The organism is Limnohabitans sp. TEGF002 (assembly GCF_055395845.1).
Map to the genome: position 1 here is coordinate 257,846 of NZ_AP029224.1, position 17,500 is coordinate 275,345.

Annotated in this window: 18 protein-coding genes; 11 read left to right on the top strand and 7 right to left on the bottom strand. The window is 61.3% G+C overall.

Annotation, left to right across the window (positions count from 1 at the left end; genetic code table 11):
• The first annotated feature begins 29 nt into the window (after window positions 1–29).
• The 4 genes from ACZ5SR_RS01335 to ACZ5SR_RS01350 are packed head-to-tail and all read left to right on the top strand — an operon-like array spanning window position 30 to window position 3,821.
• Window positions 30–1,931, top strand: coding sequence for a caspase family protein (locus ACZ5SR_RS01335; RefSeq protein ID WP_464449798.1), 1,902 nt, complete (start codon window positions 30–32; stop codon window positions 1,929–1,931).
• On the top strand, window positions 1,928–2,419 hold the full coding sequence (locus tag ACZ5SR_RS01340) for an OmpA family protein (RefSeq protein WP_464449799.1): 492 nt from the start codon (window positions 1,928–1,930) through the stop codon (window positions 2,417–2,419). The genes ACZ5SR_RS01335 and ACZ5SR_RS01340 overlap by 4 nt, the downstream gene beginning before the upstream one ends.
• Window positions 2,416–2,877: a hypothetical protein gene (locus ACZ5SR_RS01345; protein ID WP_464449800.1), complete on the top strand. Its 462-nt coding sequence runs from the start codon at window positions 2,416–2,418 to the stop codon at window positions 2,875–2,877. The genes ACZ5SR_RS01340 and ACZ5SR_RS01345 overlap by 4 nt, the downstream gene beginning before the upstream one ends.
• A 44-nt stretch (window positions 2,878–2,921) precedes the next feature.
• Window positions 2,922–3,821, top strand: coding sequence for a DMT family transporter (locus ACZ5SR_RS01350; RefSeq protein WP_464449801.1), 900 nt, complete (start codon window positions 2,922–2,924; stop codon window positions 3,819–3,821).
• A gap of 94 nt (window positions 3,822–3,915) precedes the next feature.
• Here ACZ5SR_RS01350 and ACZ5SR_RS01355 read toward each other — a convergent pair whose 3' ends face one another.
• On the bottom strand, window positions 3,916–4,386 hold the full coding sequence (locus ACZ5SR_RS01355) for a hypothetical protein (protein ID WP_464449802.1): 471 nt from the start codon (window positions 4,384–4,386) through the stop codon (window positions 3,916–3,918).
• Window positions 4,387–4,531: 145 nt separating this feature from the next.
• Between ACZ5SR_RS01355 and ACZ5SR_RS01360 the strand changes: the two genes are divergently transcribed.
• The 3 genes from ACZ5SR_RS01360 to ACZ5SR_RS01370 all read left to right on the top strand — a co-directional run bounded on the left by ACZ5SR_RS01360 (window position 4,532) and on the right by ACZ5SR_RS01370 (window position 6,945).
• Window positions 4,532–5,524 (top strand): LysR family transcriptional regulator, encoded by a 993-nt coding sequence (locus ACZ5SR_RS01360; protein WP_464449803.1) that lies wholly within the window; start codon window positions 4,532–4,534, stop codon window positions 5,522–5,524.
• On the top strand, window positions 5,521–6,402 hold the full coding sequence (locus ACZ5SR_RS01365; protein ID WP_464449804.1) for a metallophosphoesterase: 882 nt from the start codon (window positions 5,521–5,523) through the stop codon (window positions 6,400–6,402). The genes ACZ5SR_RS01360 and ACZ5SR_RS01365 overlap by 4 nt, the downstream gene beginning before the upstream one ends.
• A 120-nt stretch (window positions 6,403–6,522) precedes the next feature.
• Window positions 6,523–6,945, top strand: coding sequence for a universal stress protein (locus ACZ5SR_RS01370; RefSeq protein ID WP_464449805.1), 423 nt, complete (start codon window positions 6,523–6,525; stop codon window positions 6,943–6,945).
• A gap of 10 nt (window positions 6,946–6,955) precedes the next feature.
• Here the strand turns inward: ACZ5SR_RS01370 and ACZ5SR_RS01375 are convergent, their stop codons facing one another.
• Complete coding sequence (locus tag ACZ5SR_RS01375; RefSeq protein ID WP_464449806.1) at window positions 6,956–7,579, bottom strand: TetR/AcrR family transcriptional regulator; 624 nt, start codon at window positions 7,577–7,579, stop codon at window positions 6,956–6,958.
• 104 nt (window positions 7,580–7,683) lie between these two features.
• Entirely contained in the window at window positions 7,684–9,264 is a 1,581-nt protein-coding gene (locus ACZ5SR_RS01380; RefSeq protein ID WP_464449807.1) for an alkaline phosphatase D family protein, read from the bottom strand.
• A gap of 135 nt (window positions 9,265–9,399) precedes the next feature.
• Here ACZ5SR_RS01380 and ACZ5SR_RS01385 point away from each other — a divergent pair, with 135 nt between their 5' ends.
• Window positions 9,400–10,290, top strand: a complete 891-nt coding sequence (locus ACZ5SR_RS01385) for a DMT family transporter (RefSeq protein ID WP_464449808.1) — start codon at window positions 9,400–9,402, stop codon at window positions 10,288–10,290.
• 13 nt (window positions 10,291–10,303) lie between these two features.
• Here ACZ5SR_RS01385 and ACZ5SR_RS01390 read toward each other — a convergent pair whose 3' ends face one another.
• Window positions 10,304–11,563 (bottom strand): serine hydrolase domain-containing protein, encoded by a 1,260-nt coding sequence (locus ACZ5SR_RS01390; protein WP_464449809.1) that lies wholly within the window; start codon window positions 11,561–11,563, stop codon window positions 10,304–10,306.
• A gap of 103 nt (window positions 11,564–11,666) precedes the next feature.
• On the opposite strand from ACZ5SR_RS01390, the gene acuI reads away from it, so the two are divergent.
• From acuI to ACZ5SR_RS01405, 3 genes are all read left to right on the top strand, one after another.
• Window positions 11,667–12,653 (top strand): acrylyl-CoA reductase (NADPH), encoded by a 987-nt coding sequence (gene acuI, locus ACZ5SR_RS01395; RefSeq protein WP_464449810.1) that lies wholly within the window; start codon window positions 11,667–11,669, stop codon window positions 12,651–12,653.
• A gap of 94 nt (window positions 12,654–12,747) precedes the next feature.
• Window positions 12,748–13,725: a 2,3,4,5-tetrahydropyridine-2,6-dicarboxylate N-succinyltransferase gene (gene dapD, locus ACZ5SR_RS01400; protein ID WP_464449811.1), complete on the top strand. Its 978-nt coding sequence runs from the start codon at window positions 12,748–12,750 to the stop codon at window positions 13,723–13,725.
• A 4-nt stretch (window positions 13,726–13,729) separates the two neighbouring features.
• A complete protein-coding gene (locus tag ACZ5SR_RS01405) occupies window positions 13,730–14,074 on the top strand; it encodes a hypothetical protein (RefSeq protein WP_464449812.1) in 345 nt (114 codons plus the stop codon).
• Between the two features lie 139 nt (window positions 14,075–14,213).
• Here ACZ5SR_RS01405 and ACZ5SR_RS01410 read toward each other — a convergent pair whose 3' ends face one another.
• The 3 genes from ACZ5SR_RS01410 to ACZ5SR_RS01420 form a co-directional block, all read right to left on the bottom strand.
• Window positions 14,214–16,310, bottom strand: a complete 2,097-nt coding sequence (locus ACZ5SR_RS01410; RefSeq protein ID WP_464449813.1) for an acetoacetate--CoA ligase — start codon at window positions 16,308–16,310, stop codon at window positions 14,214–14,216.
• Between the two features lie 84 nt (window positions 16,311–16,394).
• Window positions 16,395–16,736 (bottom strand): hypothetical protein, encoded by a 342-nt coding sequence (locus ACZ5SR_RS01415; RefSeq protein ID WP_464449814.1) that lies wholly within the window; start codon window positions 16,734–16,736, stop codon window positions 16,395–16,397.
• A 4-nt stretch (window positions 16,737–16,740) separates the two neighbouring features.
• Window positions 16,741–17,307 (bottom strand): cob(I)yrinic acid a,c-diamide adenosyltransferase, encoded by a 567-nt coding sequence (locus ACZ5SR_RS01420; protein WP_464449815.1) that lies wholly within the window; start codon window positions 17,305–17,307, stop codon window positions 16,741–16,743.
• Window positions 17,308–17,500 lie beyond the last annotated feature (193 nt).

The following is a 17,500-nucleotide window of genomic DNA, read 5'->3' on the forward strand; positions in this document are numbered from 1 at the left end:
GCTGATCACATTTGACTGCGCTTGATCTCATGAAGAAAAACACCTCACTCTTGCTGGCCTTGGCCTTGTTCACGGCATGGCCCGCACAATCTCAGACACAGACGCCGGCTTTGCGTTCTGCGCTGGTCATTGGCCTGAGTCAATACAGTCCAAGCACCGGCGCGGCCACGCTGGAAGGAGTGCCACACGACGTGGAAAGCGCCAAACGCATGGCCATGGCCATGGGCATTCCCGTCAATCAGATCCGTTTGGTGCAAAACCAAAACGCCACCAAAGAAAACATCCTCAAGGAAATTCGGCAATTGGGTGAACGCACACGCGATGGGGGGCGCACGTTCATCTACTTCTCTGGACACGGCACCCGGTATTGGGACCCGACGGTCAACGGATGCGTCGAGGGCCTGCTGACCCACGATGGTCAAGCCATCACCAACGCCGAATTGGCTCAGGCCACACAAAAAATCACATCGGGTGCAGACAAAGTCATCACCATGATCGATGCCTGTCACTCAGGTGGTGTGACCTCCAGCAAAGCCGCCACGCGGTCGATCGGCGGCATTGAATTCAAACCCAAATTCACGTTCAAAGCCAGCAGCGCGGCCGATGCCTGCAGCCAACCCTCGAATCTGAAAACCCGAAGCCTGCTGGGGGAGACCACACGCTTGGGTGCCTTGCAGGAAAACGTGGTTCAGATCACGTCTTCACGGCCGGATGAGGTCAGCTTTGACGAGCCGGGCAAAGGTGGCCTGGCGACCCAAGGTGTGCGGGACTGTCTGCTCGGCAAAGCTGTTGACAAGGACGGCTCGGGTGCCGTCTCCCTCGCAGAAATCCAGCAATGCGCTCAAGCCTTCATTGACTTGCGGCTCAAAGGTATGAAAGACCTGACGCCACACCATGTGTCGGTTTCGGGCAATCGGAACCTGATTCCTGTGGCTTTGCAGCGCCCCGCCCCAGCGCAGGTTGCCGCACCAGCACTTGCACCAACGCCTGCACCAGCAACTCAGCCCGCACCGCCTGTTGCAGCAACACCAACGCCCACAGCCGCAGTGCCTGCGCCCACTGCGCCACAGCCCGTGACCACGGCGATGGTGGCCAACACTGCACCGACTGCAACTTCAACTGCAACTTCATCAACCGCCAACGCACCGGCAACAACATCCACCAGCGCATCACGGCCACCGCCAACACCCACGGCAACTGTTGCCCAATCTACGGCAAGCCCTGCGGTTACTGCGACACCAAGCCCAGCGCCTTCAAGCAACCCCGCACCTCCACGGCCCGTTGCTGCTGCGCCAGCTGCACAACGTCCTGAGGCCGCACCCGCCAAGCCACCCACACCACCTGTGGCCCAGCCCGCTCCAGCTCCAGCTCCAGCTCCAGCTCCAGCTCAAGCTCAAGCTCAAGCAAGTGTGGCACCTGCACCTGAGCCCATGCTGGCCTCACTGGCCACATTGGCCGATATTGAACAACAACGCGATCCCCGCATCGTGCTGGATGTGAAACTGAGCAAATCTGTGCTGAAGATTGGCAAAGATGCTTTGGACCTCAGCATCAAATCCAGCCACGATGGTTACATTTACATGGTCTTGCTGGGCAGTGACCGCAAGAGCTTCTACGTGCTTTATCCCAATGGCCTGGACAAAGACAACAGGATCAAGGCGGGTCAAACACGCAAGCTACCCCGACCAGACTGGCAACTGGAAGCGGCAGGACCTCCCGGCACTGACCACTTGCTGGTGATGGTGTCTTCAAGCCCGCGGCAAATTGACCGCCTGACCATGGCTGAGCCATCGGCCGCCAATCCATTCACTTTTGCCCTGAATGAAATCGGTGGCCGCGCCGCGCTGATCAACTTTTTGGTTCACAACAAGGACGGTGAGGGCTCCGAACGCTTTGGCGCCAAACTGCTCACCCTGAAGGAAGTTCTATGAAACGGTTTACCTTGGCTTTGGCACTCATCTTGATGGGGTCATCCGCATCGGCCCAACTGGTTCAGCAGGCCTCCAAAGAAGACCTCATCGAAAAGCTCACACCCCCTGCGCCACCCACCACGCGCAGTCTTCGCAACCTGGTGCCCAAACCGGTCAATGTGGATCTGTCGATCAACTTTGACTTTGACTCCGCCCGGTTGCAGGCCAACAGCAAGCCTTTGTTGGACAACCTGGCACAGGCCATGAACAGCGAGCGCCTGTCTCAGCTGAAATTCAAGGTGGAAGGCCATACGGATGCCAAAGGCAAAAACGAATACAACCAGGAACTGTCGGCACGCCGAGCATCAGCGGTGCAAGCCTACTTGGTGAGTCAAAACGTGCCCGCTGAACGACTGCAAGCCGAAGGCAAAGGAGCCAGCGAATTGCTGCTGCCCGACAAGCCACTGGCCAGCGAAAACCGCCGTGTGCGGATCAGCCTGTTGCCATGATGCGTTGGAGCTCATGGCTGCAAACGTCCGTCCTGGCTTGGGGACTGTGCGCATCGGCCTGCCATGTGCAGGCTTTTGAGCTCGTCTCGGTCAAGGAAATGCAGGCGTCTTTGGGTGCGACAGAGCCATTGATCGCCAAAACGGTTACCGTTCCTGGTGCGCCTCAAATTGAGATCGTGCACCCCAGACTGGACACCCCCGTAGTCTCGCCAACGGCCATCCAGTTGATGTTTGTGCCTGCGGCCTCCAGCGTTGTCCGTCCTGAGACATTCAAAGTCTTGTATGGGCGTTTGCGCATTGACATCACACAGCGCCTCATCAACGCGGCCAAGGTCACTGCAGAGGGCATCAGCGTCAAGGAAGCCAGCCTACCCAAAGGTTCGCACCGTCTTCTGATCAGCATTGAAGACCTACAAGGTCGCCAAGGCATCAAGTCACTCGATTTCGAAATCAAATGATGTTTTTACCGACTGCTTGCGTGACACCCTGAACTGATTTGATTTTGAACACCCCTGAATCTCGCGAACGCCGAGCCCTTTGGCTCCTCTGGATCACCCCCGCCCTGTGGTCCGTCAATTACATCGTGGCCCGCACCGCCCCCGGCGTGGTGGAGCCGCACATGCTGGCTCTGGGTCGATGGGCTTTGGCGGGTGTGATCCTGGCTGTGATTGCCCGCAGCGAACTGTGGCGCGAACGCCGCAGCACCTTGCAGCATGGCTGGCGTTACCTGGCGTTGGGCGCTTTGGGCATGCTCATTTGCGGAGCCTGGGTTTACGAGGGCGCACAAACCACTTCGGCCATGAACATCGCGCTGATTTATGCCGCATCGCCCGTGCTGATCGCGCTGGGCGCTGTGGTCTGGCTTGGGGAACGGTTTTCGTGGCGACAAGGCTTGGGCGTTGTGGTCGCCATGGCTGGCGTATTCCATGTGGTGGTCAAAGGCCAATGGCTGGCCTTGGGCCAAGTGCAATGGGTCCCCGGTGACGGCTGGATCGTGCTGGCCATGGTGTCCTGGGCTGCCTTTGCTTTGCTGCAGAAAAAATGGTCAACCCCTTTGGGCTCCACGGCACGCCTGGCTGTCATTTGCATGGGGGGCATGCTGGTACTGCTGCCCTTTGCCGCGTGGGAATTCGTTCAAGCTGAGACACCCGCCTGGACCCCGCAGGCTACCCTGTTGGTGGTGGCCGCAGGCTTGTTGCCCGGCATTGGGGCTTATTGGGCCTATGGCTTTTGCCAAAAGGTGTTGGGGGCGAGCCGCGTGGCCGCCAGTTTGTACCTCGGACCCTTGTATGGCGGCCTTGCCGCTTGGCTGGTGCTGGGTGAAGCCATGGGCTGGCACCACCTGATGGGCGCTGCGCTGATCTTGCCCGGCATTTATTTGGCGTCTCGGTCTTCGTCTTGAAGCGGCCAAGGGGTTTCATCCCATGGCGCGTAAAAAAGGCCTCCGCAAGGAGGCCTTTGTCGTGTGGGTCCCGCAGGACCCTGGGAATCGGGCTTCAGATGTAATACAAGCGGTCACGCACCAATCGGGCAGCGCGGCGGGTCATCAGGTTTTCCAGATCACGGACTGGACCTTGGGTCTCACTGGCGCGGTCCATGGCCACTTGCAGGTCGCTCATCAAACGCGGGTCGGACTGCGCCATGGACCACAAACGCTCGTCGGCTCGGCTGCGGGCGACATGCGCCGACCAGGCGTCCAAGCCGGTCATCAGGTTTTGGGCCAAGTGGCGCGTCAGGCCACGCAACAAAACAATGGCCAACACGGCCACGGCCCACAGCGCCAGCCAGGCGGCCACCACGTGGGATTCAGCCCAGTTGTCGATCATCTGATCAACACCGACCACCAGTGCAGCCACCCCTGCGGCAAGCATCAGATTCGCCAATATTTTGCTGGACGTGTTGGAAGCTGCTGGTGCAGCAGAAGTGAAGGGCACAGTGCCCAAAACAGATTTGGTAGTGATGTTCATTTTGTGTTCCCTTGGTTTGGTTTTGTTTTCTTTGGCAACCCAAATTAATAAAACCACATTTCTAATCATAGGGTTTTTACCAGTGTTCTTCAACTTTATATTCTTAATGGCCTTCATTCATAATGGTGATAGTTAAAGACCGTCCATGCCCAACCCCAACCCGTCCTCTTTTCGCACCCTTGACCTGAACTTGCTGCGGGTGTTTGACGAAGTCATGGCCGAGCGCAGCCTGACCCGGGCAGCGCACAACCTGGCCCTGACCCAACCGGCCGTGAGCAATGCCTTGCGGCGCTTGCGCGAGACCTTGGGCGATGAGCTGGTGCGCCGCCACGGCCACGGCATGGCGCCCACACCCCGGGCGCTGGCCCTGTGGCCCAGCGTGCGCGAGGCCCTGCGCCAATTGCAAGCGGCCATCGTGCCCAGCACTTTTGAGCCCCAGCAGGCCAACAGCACTTTTGTGCTGGCCATGGCCGACGCCACCGCCGCCGAACTCATGGGCGGGCTGGCCCGCGAACTGGAGCTGCAGGCCCCGGGTGTGTCCTTGCGTGTGCTGCCCCTGACCACGCGCGACCCGCGCAAATTGCTGAGCGAAGACAGCGCAGACATCGCGCTGGGGTACTTTCCGGCGGTGCTGGCCGACCTGACGGCACGCGCCCAGTCGGGCGAAGCCATTCCTTTTGAACACCAGCGCCTGTATTCGGGCGAGTACGTGTGCGTGATGCGCAAGGGCCACCCGCTGGCCAAGCGGCCCATCAGCTTGCAGGCCTATTGCGCGGCACGGCACTTGTTGGTCAGCTTTTCCGGGCGGGCCTACGGCTTTGTGGATGAAGCGCTGGCCGCCATCGGGCAGCAAAGGCGCATTGTGCTCACGGTGAACCAGTTCTTCACGGCGGGGCGGGTGGTGGTGAACTCCGACTTGCTCACAGTGTTGCCGCGCCACTTTGTGCCCACCACCGGCATGGCCCATGAACTGGTGCTGCACGACCTGCCCTTTGAAGTACCGCCTGTGCAAGTGCATGCCATTTGGCACCGCAAACGCCAACAAGACAGCCCGCACCAATGGCTGCGCGCCCAACTGCAGCAAGTGGCACGGCAGGCATTTGACAACCCCGTGCCAACCCGCGACATCCCGACATGAAGATCCAACTCCTTTCCGACCTGCACCTGGAGTCCAACCCCGACTTCATGCCCACCCCGGCTCCGGGTGCTGATGTGCTGGTGCTCGCGGGCGACATTGGGTCTTACCAAGCAGGCTCGGCGCTTGCCAGCTCAGGCGACGGCGACTTTGGCTTGGCGCGGTTTTCGCCGCTGCACGGCTGGCCCACACCCGTGCTGTTTGTGCCCGGCAACCACGAGTACGACAGACTGGACTTTGACGCGGCACATGCCCGGCTGCGCCAAACATGCGAGCGGCTGGGCATCACCTGGCTGGAGCGCGAGGTGCTGCAACTGGGCGGCGTGCGCTTTGTGGGCACCACGCTGTGGACCGACTTTGACGCGCTGGGGCCGCTGGCAGGGCAACCCATCCCCGACCCACTGACCGACAAAATTCCGGCCCACTTCAGCCACCCCAACAGCCAATTCACGCGCCAACTCAAGGCCCGCGACAAAGCCTTTCGCGCCGCCAACTATTACCTGCGCAAAACCCTGACCACGCGCCAAAGTGAACCCTGGCTGGCCGAGGGCCTGCGCGAGCAAGCCCTGCAATGCCAGGACTGGCTGAGCACTGCATTGAGCGTGCCTTTTTCGGGTCCGACCGTGGTGGTCACGCACTTTGCGCCCAGCTTGGCCAGCGCTGACCCGCGCTATGGCCATGTGCCAGGCACGGCGGGTTTTTGCAACGCGCTCGACCACTTGCTGCCCCACGCCCAGTTGTGGCTTCATGGCCATTTGCATTGCCCAAGTGACTACACCCAAAACGGCTGCCGCGTGGTGGCCAACCCACTGGGTTATGCACGCAAAAACGAACAACTGATGTTCAAGCCGCAATGCGTGCTGGAGGTGCGGGGCACATGAGTTCACACGGCCCCGACGTGAAGGCACACGCCACCCTCTGATTTCATGACATAGGTCAAGCCCTCACGGCCCTGCAAGGCCTAGAGTGAAGACTTGTTTGATCCCCAACAGGAGAGCCTCATGAAAATCTTATTGGCCGTTGATGGCAGTGAATACACCAAAAAAATGCTGGCCTACTTGAGCACGCACGACGAACTCTTCAGCACGAACAACAGCTACACCTTGATGACGGTGAGCCCCCAGCTGCCCCCACGCGCACGTGCTGCCGTGGGCAAAGACATGGTCGAGGCCTACCACCGCGACGAAGCCGAAAAAGTGCTCAGCCCGGTCACCAAGTTTTTGCTACGCCACGGCATCGACGCCAAGACCGTGTCCAAAGTGGGCCATGCGGGTGAGACCATCTCTAAAACCGCCGACAGCGGCAAATTTGACTTGGTGGTGATGGGCTCCCACGGCCACGGCACCTTGGGCAATCTGGTCATGGGCTCGGTCGCCACCCAGGTGCTGGCGCACTGCAAAGTGCCCGTGCTGCTGGTGCGCTGAAGCTGCGTCTTTAGCGGGCGCTCAGCCCGTCAAAACAAGTGCTCATCACCAGATCGAGGATTTGTTCGTCGGTGTGCTGTTCGCCCATCTTGAGGAACTCCAGAACCGGGTCGCAAGCCCGAGCAAACAAGGTGTAGAGCACGGCCACAGCAGGCAATGCCTTGTTGATTTGACCTTGCGCCTGTGCCTCTTCGATCCAGCCGCCCAAGGCATCGCTGACCTCCATCAAGCCATCCATATAGTCCTTGCTGGCCATCAAGGTGGCACGCAGACTGGAGTTCTGACTGGGCAAGGAGGGCATCAGGCCCTGCAGCTTGAGGGTCATGGTCCAGCGGGTCACCGCCTTGAGTTTGTCGATGGCCGCTTTTTCGGCCGACAAAGACTGGATGTGTTCTTGCGCCTTACGCATGGCAGTGACCATGGCGGCGCAGGCCAACTCTTCCTTGCTGGTGAAATGTTTGTACAAGCTCGCCTTGGCAATGCCCACCTCGGCGGCCACCTCATCCACCGTCATCGCGTCAAAGCCTTTTTCGGCCAGCAACCGGTTGACCGACTGGATGATGGCGGTCTCACGGGCTGCCAGCATCTGGATCTTGAAGGACTTTTTCGGCGGTGTGTGGGCTTCGGTATTCATGGCCAGATTCTAGCCTCGCAGGCCAAAAAAAGACCGCTTAGTCACATCAGAACCCTTACAACTTAAAGTGTGAAAGCCCCGTTGGCCGGCCATGAACAACGGCATCAGGCTTTTTGCACGCCTGGCACACCCGACCGAATGACCCACTGCCCCTGCGATCGGAAGACGCCGTTGGCCTGCGCCGGATTGGGGGTGGTCCTGAAGTCTGCGGTGACACGATCAGGGCGCACATCCAGCAGGGTGAACCCACGCTCGTCCGAGCGGGCGTGCAAGATGTCCGGATTGTTGTCGCGGATTTGGGCCAACAATTTCTCTCCCAGTCCGCGTGATGTGACCGATGTGGTCACAATTTCGCCGGCCACCACGGGCGAGCGTTCGTCGTTGGCCTGCACGCGCAACTGGGCGGCCACGTTCATGTGCACATCGCCGCCGAGCATCAGCACGTTTTGCACCCCCGCTTGGGCCACCGTGCGCAAGAGCCTGGCGCGGGCTTGCGGATAACCGTCCCAGCCATCGGTGAAGGCACTTCGTCCCAAAGGGGTGTTGACGCCACTCGAACTCATTTGGGTGGACTGCGCCACCAGTTTCCAGCGCCGGGCACTGTGGGTGAGCCCCTCGTAAAACCACTGCTCTTGCGCCGCACCCAGCATGCTGCGCGACGAATCGTTCAAAGCGTCACAACCCACCACCACACGGCCACCACCCCGGTTCGGGTCCAGACAGGCCTGGTGATCACGGTATTGGCGGCAGTCCAGCGTCCACAAGTCGGCCAGCTTGCCCCAGGGCATGCGGTCATGGATGCGCATCTGGCTGGCGTTGACCGGGTCCGGGCCCAGTCGAAGCGGCATGTGCTCAAAATAAGCTTGGTAGGCCGCCGCCCGGCGTCGCAAAAAGGTCTGCGGGTCGGTGAAGTTTCGGTCCAAGTCGTTGGCGTAATCGTTGACCACTTCGTGGTCATCCCACGTCATGACCCAGGTGTGCGCGGCATGGCAGGCTTGCAGATCGGCATCGGTTTTGTACTGCGCATGCCGCTCGCGGTACTCCTCCAGCAACTTGGGCACACCGCCTTCATGCTTGCGCAGCATGAACTTGGGGTTGGAGCTTTCGTAAATGTAGTCCCCCACAAACAGCACCAAATCCAAATCGCTTTGGGCCATCTCGCGGTGGGCGGCAAAGAAGCCCTGCTCGTAATGCTGGCAGGACGCCAGGCCCATGCGCAAACGTGCCACGGCTTCATCGGCGGCAGGACTGGTACGGGCGCGGCCCACCGGGCTGATGGCGTTGCCGCAGACAAAACGGTACCAATAAGGGCGCCCGGGCTGCAAACCATGGGCCACCACATGAACGCTGTGGCCACGGTTTGCATCAGTTTGCACACGCCACTGGCGCAGGGGTTGGCGCAAGCTAGCGTCGGCAAACACCTCACACACCACCTCCAAGCTCTGGGCTTTCAGTCCTGCATCGGGCTCGCTGATGCGAAGGCGCGTCCACAGCACCACGCTGCCAGACTGGGGCTGCCCGCTGGCCACACCCAAACTGAAAGGATCCACTTGCCAACGCGGCACTGCACCCAAAGCGGGGCCCTGCAAAAGCTGCGCCTGGGCTCCTGCACTCAGCCAGGGCATCAAGGCCAGCGCCAAGGCCCGGCGTTGCACATCTCGGCGGGACACTAAAGATGGGTTCATGGCGGTGGGGCGTTCAGGTCGTGTGGGCACAAGTTCAGCAGACATATTAACTGGGCACTTTTTGCGGGGCACCCGCAGGGACAGCATGCCTGGTGGTGACAGGCGAGCAAGCTGGACGGGGGCACAATGGACGGCATGAGTGCTTCGATCCGCCCCCGAAAAGAACACCTGGACGCCCTGGCCGTAGGTATCTTGCTGGTGTGCTGCATGTTTTGGGGCTTTCAGCAGGTGCTGGTCAAAGCCACGGTCGCCGAATTGCCCCCGGTGTTCCAGTCGGCCGTGCGCGGCGTCGGGGCCACGTTGCTGCTGTGGCTGTGGTGTCAGTGGCGCGGAGTGCGCTTGTTTGGCCGCGATGGCAGCCTGTGGGCGGGTTTGCTGGTGGGCTGCCTGTTTGCGGCGGAGTTTGCCTTCATCTACATCGGCCTGCAGCACACCACGGCCTCTCGGCTGACGGTGTTTTTGTACACCTCACCCTTTTGGGTGGCGGCCTTGCTGCCTTTGTTCATCCGCACCGAGCAGCTGCGCCCGGTGCAGTGGGTGGGCATGGCTTGCGCGTTTGCCGCCGTGGTGTTTGCCCTGCGCGAAGGTTTTGGCGGCGGTGGGGCGATCGGGGACTTGATGGGCCTGGCGGCCGGGGCTTTGTGGGGCCTGACCACGGTGGCCATCCGGGCGGCCAACCTCACGCGGCTGGCAGCTGAAAAACTGCTTTTTTACCAATTGGCTGTGAGCACCATGGTCTTGTTGTTGCTGTCACACCTGCTGGGCGAGTCTTGGACAGGCACTTGGAGCGGCTTTGCCATGGGCTCGGTGGCGGTGCAAACCGTGGTCGGCGCTTTCGCCAGCTACCTAGCCTGGATGTGGATGCTGGGCCACTACCCCGCCACCAAGATTTCTGCTTTTGTGTTCCTCACACCACTGTTCGCCTTGCTGTTTGGCATGCTCTGGCTGGGTGAATCCGTGACCCTGACGTTAGCGCTGTCTTTGGCGCTGGTGGCCGTGGGCATTGTGCTGGTCAACAAACGCTAAAGTCGTTCAGCGTTCACCATTTGCCGTGGTGCGTCACCAGCCCGTACCAAAGTGAGCCCCTCTCACGCCCCATGCTCGTTTTGCCCGTGCTGGCTGTGGCGTTGGCCGCCAAGTGGACCATGACCAACTTCTGCGCAGGGTCCACAAAGATGGCTTGCCCGTACACCCCCAACAAGGCAAAGCGGCGCTGTGGTCCGGGAAAAGTCCAAACCTGGTAGCCATAACCAAAGTAAGGCGTGGCTTGGTTGGGGGCAAAAACCTTGGGGTGGCGTTGCCAGTCTGTGGCTTCCAGCAAGAAGTCGCGGGGCAAAATCTCGCCCAAATCAGGACGGTCTGGGCGCCGGCCATCGTTGGCGAGCAACACACCCAAACGGGCGTAATCGCGGGCTGTGGCATTGAAGTTGCCACCTGCCCGTTCCAGCCCATTGACACCCGCGCGCCACAGGCCCGAGGTCTCGGCCCCCATGGGTTGCCACAAGCGGGTCTGCAAATAACCGCTCAGCGTCTCGCCCGTGGCTCCTTGCACCACCAACGCCAAAATGTCGGTCTCTGCGCTGGCGTAGTTGAAACGCAGCCCTTGCGGTTGCAAGCGGTCGGTGATCACCCGCGCGCCTTCTGCCGCCCCGCCCCGGAAAGCGGCCATGCCGTAGCGGGCCAAATCGTCCTTGCCGTCATACCGCTCTTCAAATTTAGCGCCCGACGCCATGCGCAGCAGGTTGCGCACCGTGGTCTCGCCGTACAGCGTGCCTGCAAGTGTTGGGGCATAGAGATCGGCCCGGTCATCGAGCGATTGAATGCGTCCCTCGCGCAGCGCCAAACCCACCGCCATGGCTGCGATGGTCTTGGCCATCGAATTGGACAAAAAACGGTGCTGGGCGTTGCGCTCATATTGGTAGCGCTCGACCTGAATGACGCCGTCTTTGATGACCAACAAAGCCATGACCCGCTGGCGGTTCATGTAATCGTCGATGCTCAGGCCTTTGAGGGCATCAAGGTTCCAACGGTACGCGGGCTCTTGCGCGGCTTTGGGCAGCGCCAGGGGCTGCTCGGCTGGCGCCATCACGTTGGCACGGCCATTCAACAGACCCGGAATCTCACCATGGTGGGTGAAGGAGCCGACCCGCACACATTCGTCAAAAAACCAATTGCGCGAATTGCCAATCGGGTAGCCCTGATCCTTGCACAAGACCGATTCGTCGGGCGCGGCCATGACTGAAAACAGGCCCAGCCCCCAGCTGAAAACCACAAGCAACACAGAACGAGCAACACGCATGGCAAACCTTTCCGACGCCGTTATGCTAGCGCACAGGTGACGCACAGCACAGCTGACCGCTGGCGATTGGTGCACAGTAACGTACCTTCAAGGAACCCATTTCATGACCTACCAAGCCCTGCAAATCCACAAAGACGACGCCGGATACCGCTGCACGCTGCAAACACTGGACGACAACGCCCTGCCCGAGGGCGATGTGACGGTGCAAGTGGACTACTCCACCCTCAACTACAAAGACGGCCTGGCCATCACCGGCAAATCGCCCGTGGTGCGCAAATTCCCACTCACACCGGGCATCGACCTGTCGGGCACCGTGACCGAGAGCCAGCACCCGCTGTTCAAAGCAGGCGACAAAGTCGTTTTGAACGGCTGGGGCGTGGGCGAGAGCCACAGTGGGGGCTTGGCGCAAAAGGCCCGCCTCAAGGGCGATTGGCTGGTGAAATTGCCTGCCGCCTTCACCCCGCGCCAAGCCATGGCCATTGGCACCGCCGGTTACACCGCCATGCTGTGCGTGATGGCGCTTGAAAAGCACGGCGTCACGCCGGACAAGGGCGACATTTTGGTCACCGGTGCGGGCGGCGGCGTGGGCAGCGTGGCGATTGCGCTGCTGGCCAAGCTGGGCTACCGGGTGGTGGCCAGCACCGGCCGCCTGCAAGAGGCCGACTACCTGCGCCAGCTGGGCGCAGCCGACGTGATGGACCGGGCCGAACTGTCTGCCCCTGGCAAGCCCCTGGCCAAAGAGCGCTGGGCCGGCGTGGTCGACACCGTGGGCAGCCACACCTTGGCCAACGCCTGCGCCAGCACGAAATACGGCGGCGTGGTCACCGCCTGCGGCTTGGCGCAAGGCATGGACTTCCCGTCCAGTGTGGCGCCCTTCATCTTGCGCGGCGTGACGCTGGCAGGCATCGACAGCGTGATGGCCCCGCGTGCCCTGCGCGAAGCTGCTTGGGCACGACTGGCCCAAGACCTGGACGCGGGGCAACTGGAGCGCATGACGCGCGAAGTGGGCTTGGCGGACGCCATTGGCCTGGGTGCAGAGATCCTGGCGGGTCAGGTGCGTGGGCGGGTGGTGGTGAATGTGAACGCTTGAGCTGCGCTCAAAATCGCTGACAAGTCACCGATAATCTCGCCACCCTTTACGCAACGGCCCGCACACTTGGCGGGCCATTTTCCGGAGCCAACACATGAGCACTTTGCAAACCACCGGCGCACGCGCCACGGGCCTGGCCACCTTGGCCGCTGACGGCACCGTGCTGGACACCTGGTTCCCTGCCCCTGAACTGGCAGGCGATGTGACCGCCAGCGGCAGCACCCGCCTGACCGAGGCCGAAGCCGTGGTGGCTCTCGGTGCTGACGCGGCCAAGGCGCTCGCCGTCTGCGCCGTGCGCGGCACCACCGTGGTGGCTGTGCGCACCGAAATCAAATCGCTGGCCGATGCACCGGCCGACACACACGACGCCTACCTGCGCCTGCACCTGTTGAGCCACCGCTTGGTTCAGCCGCATGGTGCCAACGTAACCGGCATCTTTGGCCTGCTGGCCAACGTGGCCTGGACCAACTTCGGTCCTTGCGCTGTGGCCGATGTGCCCGCCGCCCGCCTGAAGGCCCGCGCCAGTGGCCGAGTGCTCGAAATCAAAGGCGTGGACAAGTTCCCGCAAATGACCGACTACGTGATCCCCTCGGGCGTGCGCATTGCCAACGCGGATCGCGTGCGCCTGGGCGCGCACCTGGCCAGCGGCACCACCGTGATGCATGAAGGTTTCTGCAATTTCAACGCAGGCACCCTGGGCGCCAGCATGGTCGAAGGCCGCATCAGCGCGGGCGTGGTGGTCGATGACGCCAGCGACATCGGCGGCGGCGCGTCCATCATGGGCACGCTGTCAGGTGGCGGCAAAGAAGTCATCAAGGTCGGCAAGCGCTGCCTGCTGGGCGCTAACGCTGGCATCGGCATCTCGCTGGGCGACGACTGCGTGGTCGAAGCCGGTTGCTACATCACCGGCGGCAGCCGCGTGCAGTTGCCCGACGGCAGCCTGATGAAGGCCAAAGAGCTGTCCGGCAAAAACGGCATCCTGTTCCGCCGCGATTCACAGTCGGGCGCGTTGCACGCGATCCCGCGCAACAAGAGCTGGGGCGAGCTGAACGCTGAGTTGCACAAGAACTGATGCCATGTTTCAAAGGCTACCCTTGAGCGTTAAGCTGATCGCCTTGGGCACTTTGTTGCTGCCCTTGGTGATGGTGCTCATGCGCAAGTTGTGGCCTGACATTTCATGGGGTTTTCTCTTGCTGTTTGGCTTGCAAGTGCTGCTGCTACTGGCTGCACTGCAGTTGATGCTGACCAGCATCTGGGGACCTGAAAGCCGTTGGAATTTGCCCAAGCCAACGCCCGATCCACAGCGCCGCATCTTTGGTCAAAAAAGAGCCTTCGTGGCCCGTTTGCGCGCCCTGTTACTGCGTGCCAAAGGGGTGATTCAAGCGCCGTTTGGACGTTTGTTGAAACGCAAAACGCTTTGATGGCTGGCACGGGTTTTGCACGCGGCAGCAGCAACACATTGCCGTGGTGGCGGTCGGTGTGGGCCATCAGAGCACCAAAGGCGTCGAGCAGGCACAGGGACCTGAAGGGTTTCAGCCTTCAGGTCAGTGGCAGGTGGTATCAAGCCTTGGCCAAATGTTGCTTGGCCAGCTCCACATACCAATCCAAACAACCCGGGTTGGCCATGGCGTCCTTGTTGACCACCTTTTCCAAGGGCTGGCCGAGCATGAGCTTCTTGATGGGCAGCTCCTGCTTTTTGCCAGACAGGGTGCGCGGGATCTCAGCGACCTGGAAGATTTCGTTCGGAATAAACCGCGGACTGAGCGCCACCTTGATGGCGTTGTTGAGTTTGGCCTTGAGCGCGTCGTCAAACGCCGTACCCGGGCGCAGCACCACAAACAGCGGCATGTAGCTTTCTTTGCCCAGGTACTCCAGGTCCACCACCATCGAGTCCATGACTTCGGGCAAGGCCTCGACAGCGCTGTACAGCTCGCTGGTGCCCATGCGCAGGCCGTAGCGGTTGATGGTGGCATCGCTGCGGCCAAAGATGACACAGCCTTCGCCCTCGCCTTGGGCGTTGCCGATGCGCAACCAATCGCCATGCCGCCAAACGCCGCCCATGCTCGCGGGGCCGTCGCCGCCGCCAGGCTGGCGGCCGTGGCCTGCGGGGTACATCTCGAAGTAACTGGCGAGATAGCGCGCGTTATTCTGGTCGCCCCAAAAATACAGCGGCATGGACGGGATGGGCTGCGTGCAGACCAGCTCACCCACTTCGCCCAGCACCGGCTCACCCGCTTCGTTCCAGGCCTCGACCGCACATCCGAGTTCGCGGCATTGCATCACGCCAGGCTCTTGCGGCAGCTCACGGTGACCGCCGACAAAAGCGCCCGCAAAGTCTGTGCCGCCGGAGATGTTGCACCACCAAATGTCGGTGCCAATGGCCTTGAATTGGTCCACCCCCCAGCTTTGCGTGTCGGCCGACAGGGGCGAGCCCGTGGTGCCCAATGCGCGCACCCGCGACAAATCGCCGCTGCGCGAAATGTCCAAACCGGCTTTGTGGCAGTTGGCAAAGTAAGCCGCGCCTGCACCAAAAAACGTGACGCGCTCTTGCGCCGCCATACGCCACAAAATGCCCCAGTCCGGGTTGTCTTTGCTGCCGCCGGGGTTGCCGTCGTAGATCACGCAAGTCACGCCGTTGAGCAAGCCCGCCACCTGCGCGTTCCACATGACCCAGCCGGTGGAGCTGTACCAGTGAAAACACTCTCCCCTGCTGTTGGGGTGGTAGCTGCAGCCGATGTCGTTGTGCAAAATTTTGTTGGCCAAGGCCACGATCACGGTGCCACCGTGGCCGTGCACGATGGGCTTGGGCAGGCCAGTGGTGCCGCTCGAATACACAATCCACAGCGGGTGGTCAAAGGGAAGCCACATCGGCTCAAAGGCCTGCACTTCGGCGTCATCCCGCGCGGTGATGGCCGACATTTGCACGCTGCTGCCCACATCACAATTGGTCAGGTCCAAAGTGCCCAGGTTGTCGTGCACGATGACGTGCTGCACGCTGGGCAAGGCGTCGCGCAACTCCTGCACCACACCCATGCGGTCAAAATCGCGTCCGCCGTAGCTCACGCCGTCCACGGCAATCAGGACCTTGGGCTCGATTTGCTTGAAGCGGTCGAGCACGGCGTTGGTGCCCATGTCGGGCGCGCAAATGCTCCACACGCCGCCCACACTGGCGGTGGCCAAAAACGCCACCATGGCCTCGGGGATGTTGGGCAGGTAGGCCGCCACCCTGTCCCCCGGCTGCACACCCTGGGCTTGCAGGTACAGCGCCATGGCCGCGACCTGACGGCGCAGCTCGGGCCAACTCATTTCGCGGCGCAGGCCTTTCTCGTTGTGGCTGATGACTGCCAAGAGTCCCTCAGCGTCTGCGGCTTGCACATGGCGCAGCACTTGGTGCGCGTAGTTGGTCTGGGCACCCGGGAACCACTTGGCACCCGGCATGACGTTGTTCGCCAAAACAGCGCTGTGCGGCGTGGGGGACTGCAACTCAAAATAATCCCAAATGCTTTGCCAAAACGCGTCCAGCTCGGTCACCGACCAACGCCAGAGGTCGTTGTAGGTGGCAAAACTCAGCCCGCGTTCATCGCGCAGCCAGTTTTGGTACAGCCGAATTTGCGGCAAATGGGGGGCAGGAGCAGAAATTCGTGTCACGGTGTTCATGCTTTGCAGCGTATCAGCGGCCATGCACCGCTGTCACGCGCATCAACCCTGAAATGTGCACCTAGGTGACAGTCGGGGCGGCGTTCAACCGGGCACCGTTTCGCAGCGGCCCTGACCCGTGGCTTGGCCCCGAAAATCACTTTGCCATTGGCGCACCACCAAATCAATCTGGATGCGCTCGTTGTCCACGGCCGTCATCACCCCCTGGGGAATGAGTGAGAAACCATGGGGCTCGACACCGTCGATGTGCAAACGCCGAATGGCTTTTTTATCCCACTCGATGCGGACCTCACGCACCCAGGTGCTGCGCTGGGGCAGGTAGGCCACGGCGCAACTCAACACCACCGAAGACGGCGCAGCCACAGCGGGGCCGAGCGCGCTCAGGCTCAACGCAGCCCACCCCAAGGTGTGTAAAAGTCTGCGCACGTTTTCAGGCCGCCGTTTCTTTGTTCATGCGCTGGCTTTTCCAGTACACGTCGTCACCGCCATTCATGCGGTTGAGCACACGGGCCAGCACAAACATCAGGTCAGACAGACGGTTGAGGTATTGGCGGGGGGTGTCGTTCAAGGCTTCTTCGTTGCCCAGCGCCACACAAGCGCGCTCGGCGCGGCGGGCCACGGTGCGGCACACATGCGCTTGCGAAGCGCCACGTGTGCCTGCGGGCAAGATGAACTCTTCGAGTTTGGGCAGTTGCGCGTTGTATTTCTCAAGCGCTTCATCGAGTGCCGCCACGGCCTCTTCCTTGAGCAGCTCAAAGCCGGGAATCGACAGCTCGCCGCCCAAATTGAAAAGCTGGTGCTGCACCTCGACCAGCACCTCGCGCACGTCGGCAGGCATGTCTTCGCACAGCAGCAGGCCGATGTGCGAGTTCAGCTCGTCCACCTCGCCCATGGCGTGCACGCGCAGGCTGTTTTTGGACACGCGCTGGTTGTTGCCCAAGCCGGTGGTGCCGTTGTCGCCGGTGCGGGTGGCGATTTGTGTGAGTCGGTTGCCCATGGTCTTGCTCTCTTTTTGTTCGCTTAAGTGTGCAGGATCGGGGAAATCACCCACCCGTGTGGGCTCCTACAAAAAGTGTTGATTGTCGGCCAACTGGCTGCAACTTGTCTGACAGCGGACAGCAAGGCCTCTGTTTGCGGCGTAAACTGCCGCTCAGCATGTTTGGCGGTCTTACCCCGCCACCAAAGGAGTT

What these genes read in the sequence shown, in the direction of transcription:
- ACZ5SR_RS01410 (WP_464449813.1), bottom strand. Translation starts at nt 16,310, where the DNA reads ATGAACACCGTGACACGAATTTCTGCTCCTGCCCCCCATTTGCCGCAA.
- ACZ5SR_RS01360 (WP_464449803.1), top strand. Translation starts at nt 4,532, where the DNA reads ATGCCCAACCCCAACCCGTCCTCTTTTCGCACCCTTGACCTGAACTTG.
- dapD (WP_464449811.1), top strand. Translation starts at nt 12,748, where the DNA reads ATGAGCACTTTGCAAACCACCGGCGCACGCGCCACGGGCCTGGCCACC.
- ACZ5SR_RS01370 (WP_464449805.1), top strand. Translation starts at nt 6,523, where the DNA reads ATGAAAATCTTATTGGCCGTTGATGGCAGTGAATACACCAAAAAAATG.
- ACZ5SR_RS01365 (WP_464449804.1), top strand. Translation starts at nt 5,521, where the DNA reads ATGAAGATCCAACTCCTTTCCGACCTGCACCTGGAGTCCAACCCCGAC.
- ACZ5SR_RS01385 (WP_464449808.1), top strand. Translation starts at nt 9,400, where the DNA reads ATGAGTGCTTCGATCCGCCCCCGAAAAGAACACCTGGACGCCCTGGCC.
- ACZ5SR_RS01340 (WP_464449799.1), top strand. Translation starts at nt 1,928, where the DNA reads ATGAAACGGTTTACCTTGGCTTTGGCACTCATCTTGATGGGGTCATCC.
- ACZ5SR_RS01390 (WP_464449809.1), bottom strand. Translation starts at nt 11,563, where the DNA reads ATGCGTGTTGCTCGTTCTGTGTTGCTTGTGGTTTTCAGCTGGGGGCTG.
- ACZ5SR_RS01345 (WP_464449800.1), top strand. Translation starts at nt 2,416, where the DNA reads ATGATGCGTTGGAGCTCATGGCTGCAAACGTCCGTCCTGGCTTGGGGA.
- ACZ5SR_RS01355 (WP_464449802.1), bottom strand. Translation starts at nt 4,386, where the DNA reads ATGAACATCACTACCAAATCTGTTTTGGGCACTGTGCCCTTCACTTCT.
- ACZ5SR_RS01375 (WP_464449806.1), bottom strand. Translation starts at nt 7,579, where the DNA reads ATGAATACCGAAGCCCACACACCGCCGAAAAAGTCCTTCAAGATCCAG.
- ACZ5SR_RS01380 (WP_464449807.1), bottom strand. Translation starts at nt 9,264, where the DNA reads ATGAACCCATCTTTAGTGTCCCGCCGAGATGTGCAACGCCGGGCCTTG.
- ACZ5SR_RS01335 (WP_464449798.1), top strand. Translation starts at nt 30, where the DNA reads ATGAAGAAAAACACCTCACTCTTGCTGGCCTTGGCCTTGTTCACGGCA.
- acuI (WP_464449810.1), top strand. Translation starts at nt 11,667, where the DNA reads ATGACCTACCAAGCCCTGCAAATCCACAAAGACGACGCCGGATACCGC.
- ACZ5SR_RS01420 (WP_464449815.1), bottom strand. Translation starts at nt 17,307, where the DNA reads ATGGGCAACCGACTCACACAAATCGCCACCCGCACCGGCGACAACGGC.
- ACZ5SR_RS01405 (WP_464449812.1), top strand. Translation starts at nt 13,730, where the DNA reads ATGTTTCAAAGGCTACCCTTGAGCGTTAAGCTGATCGCCTTGGGCACT.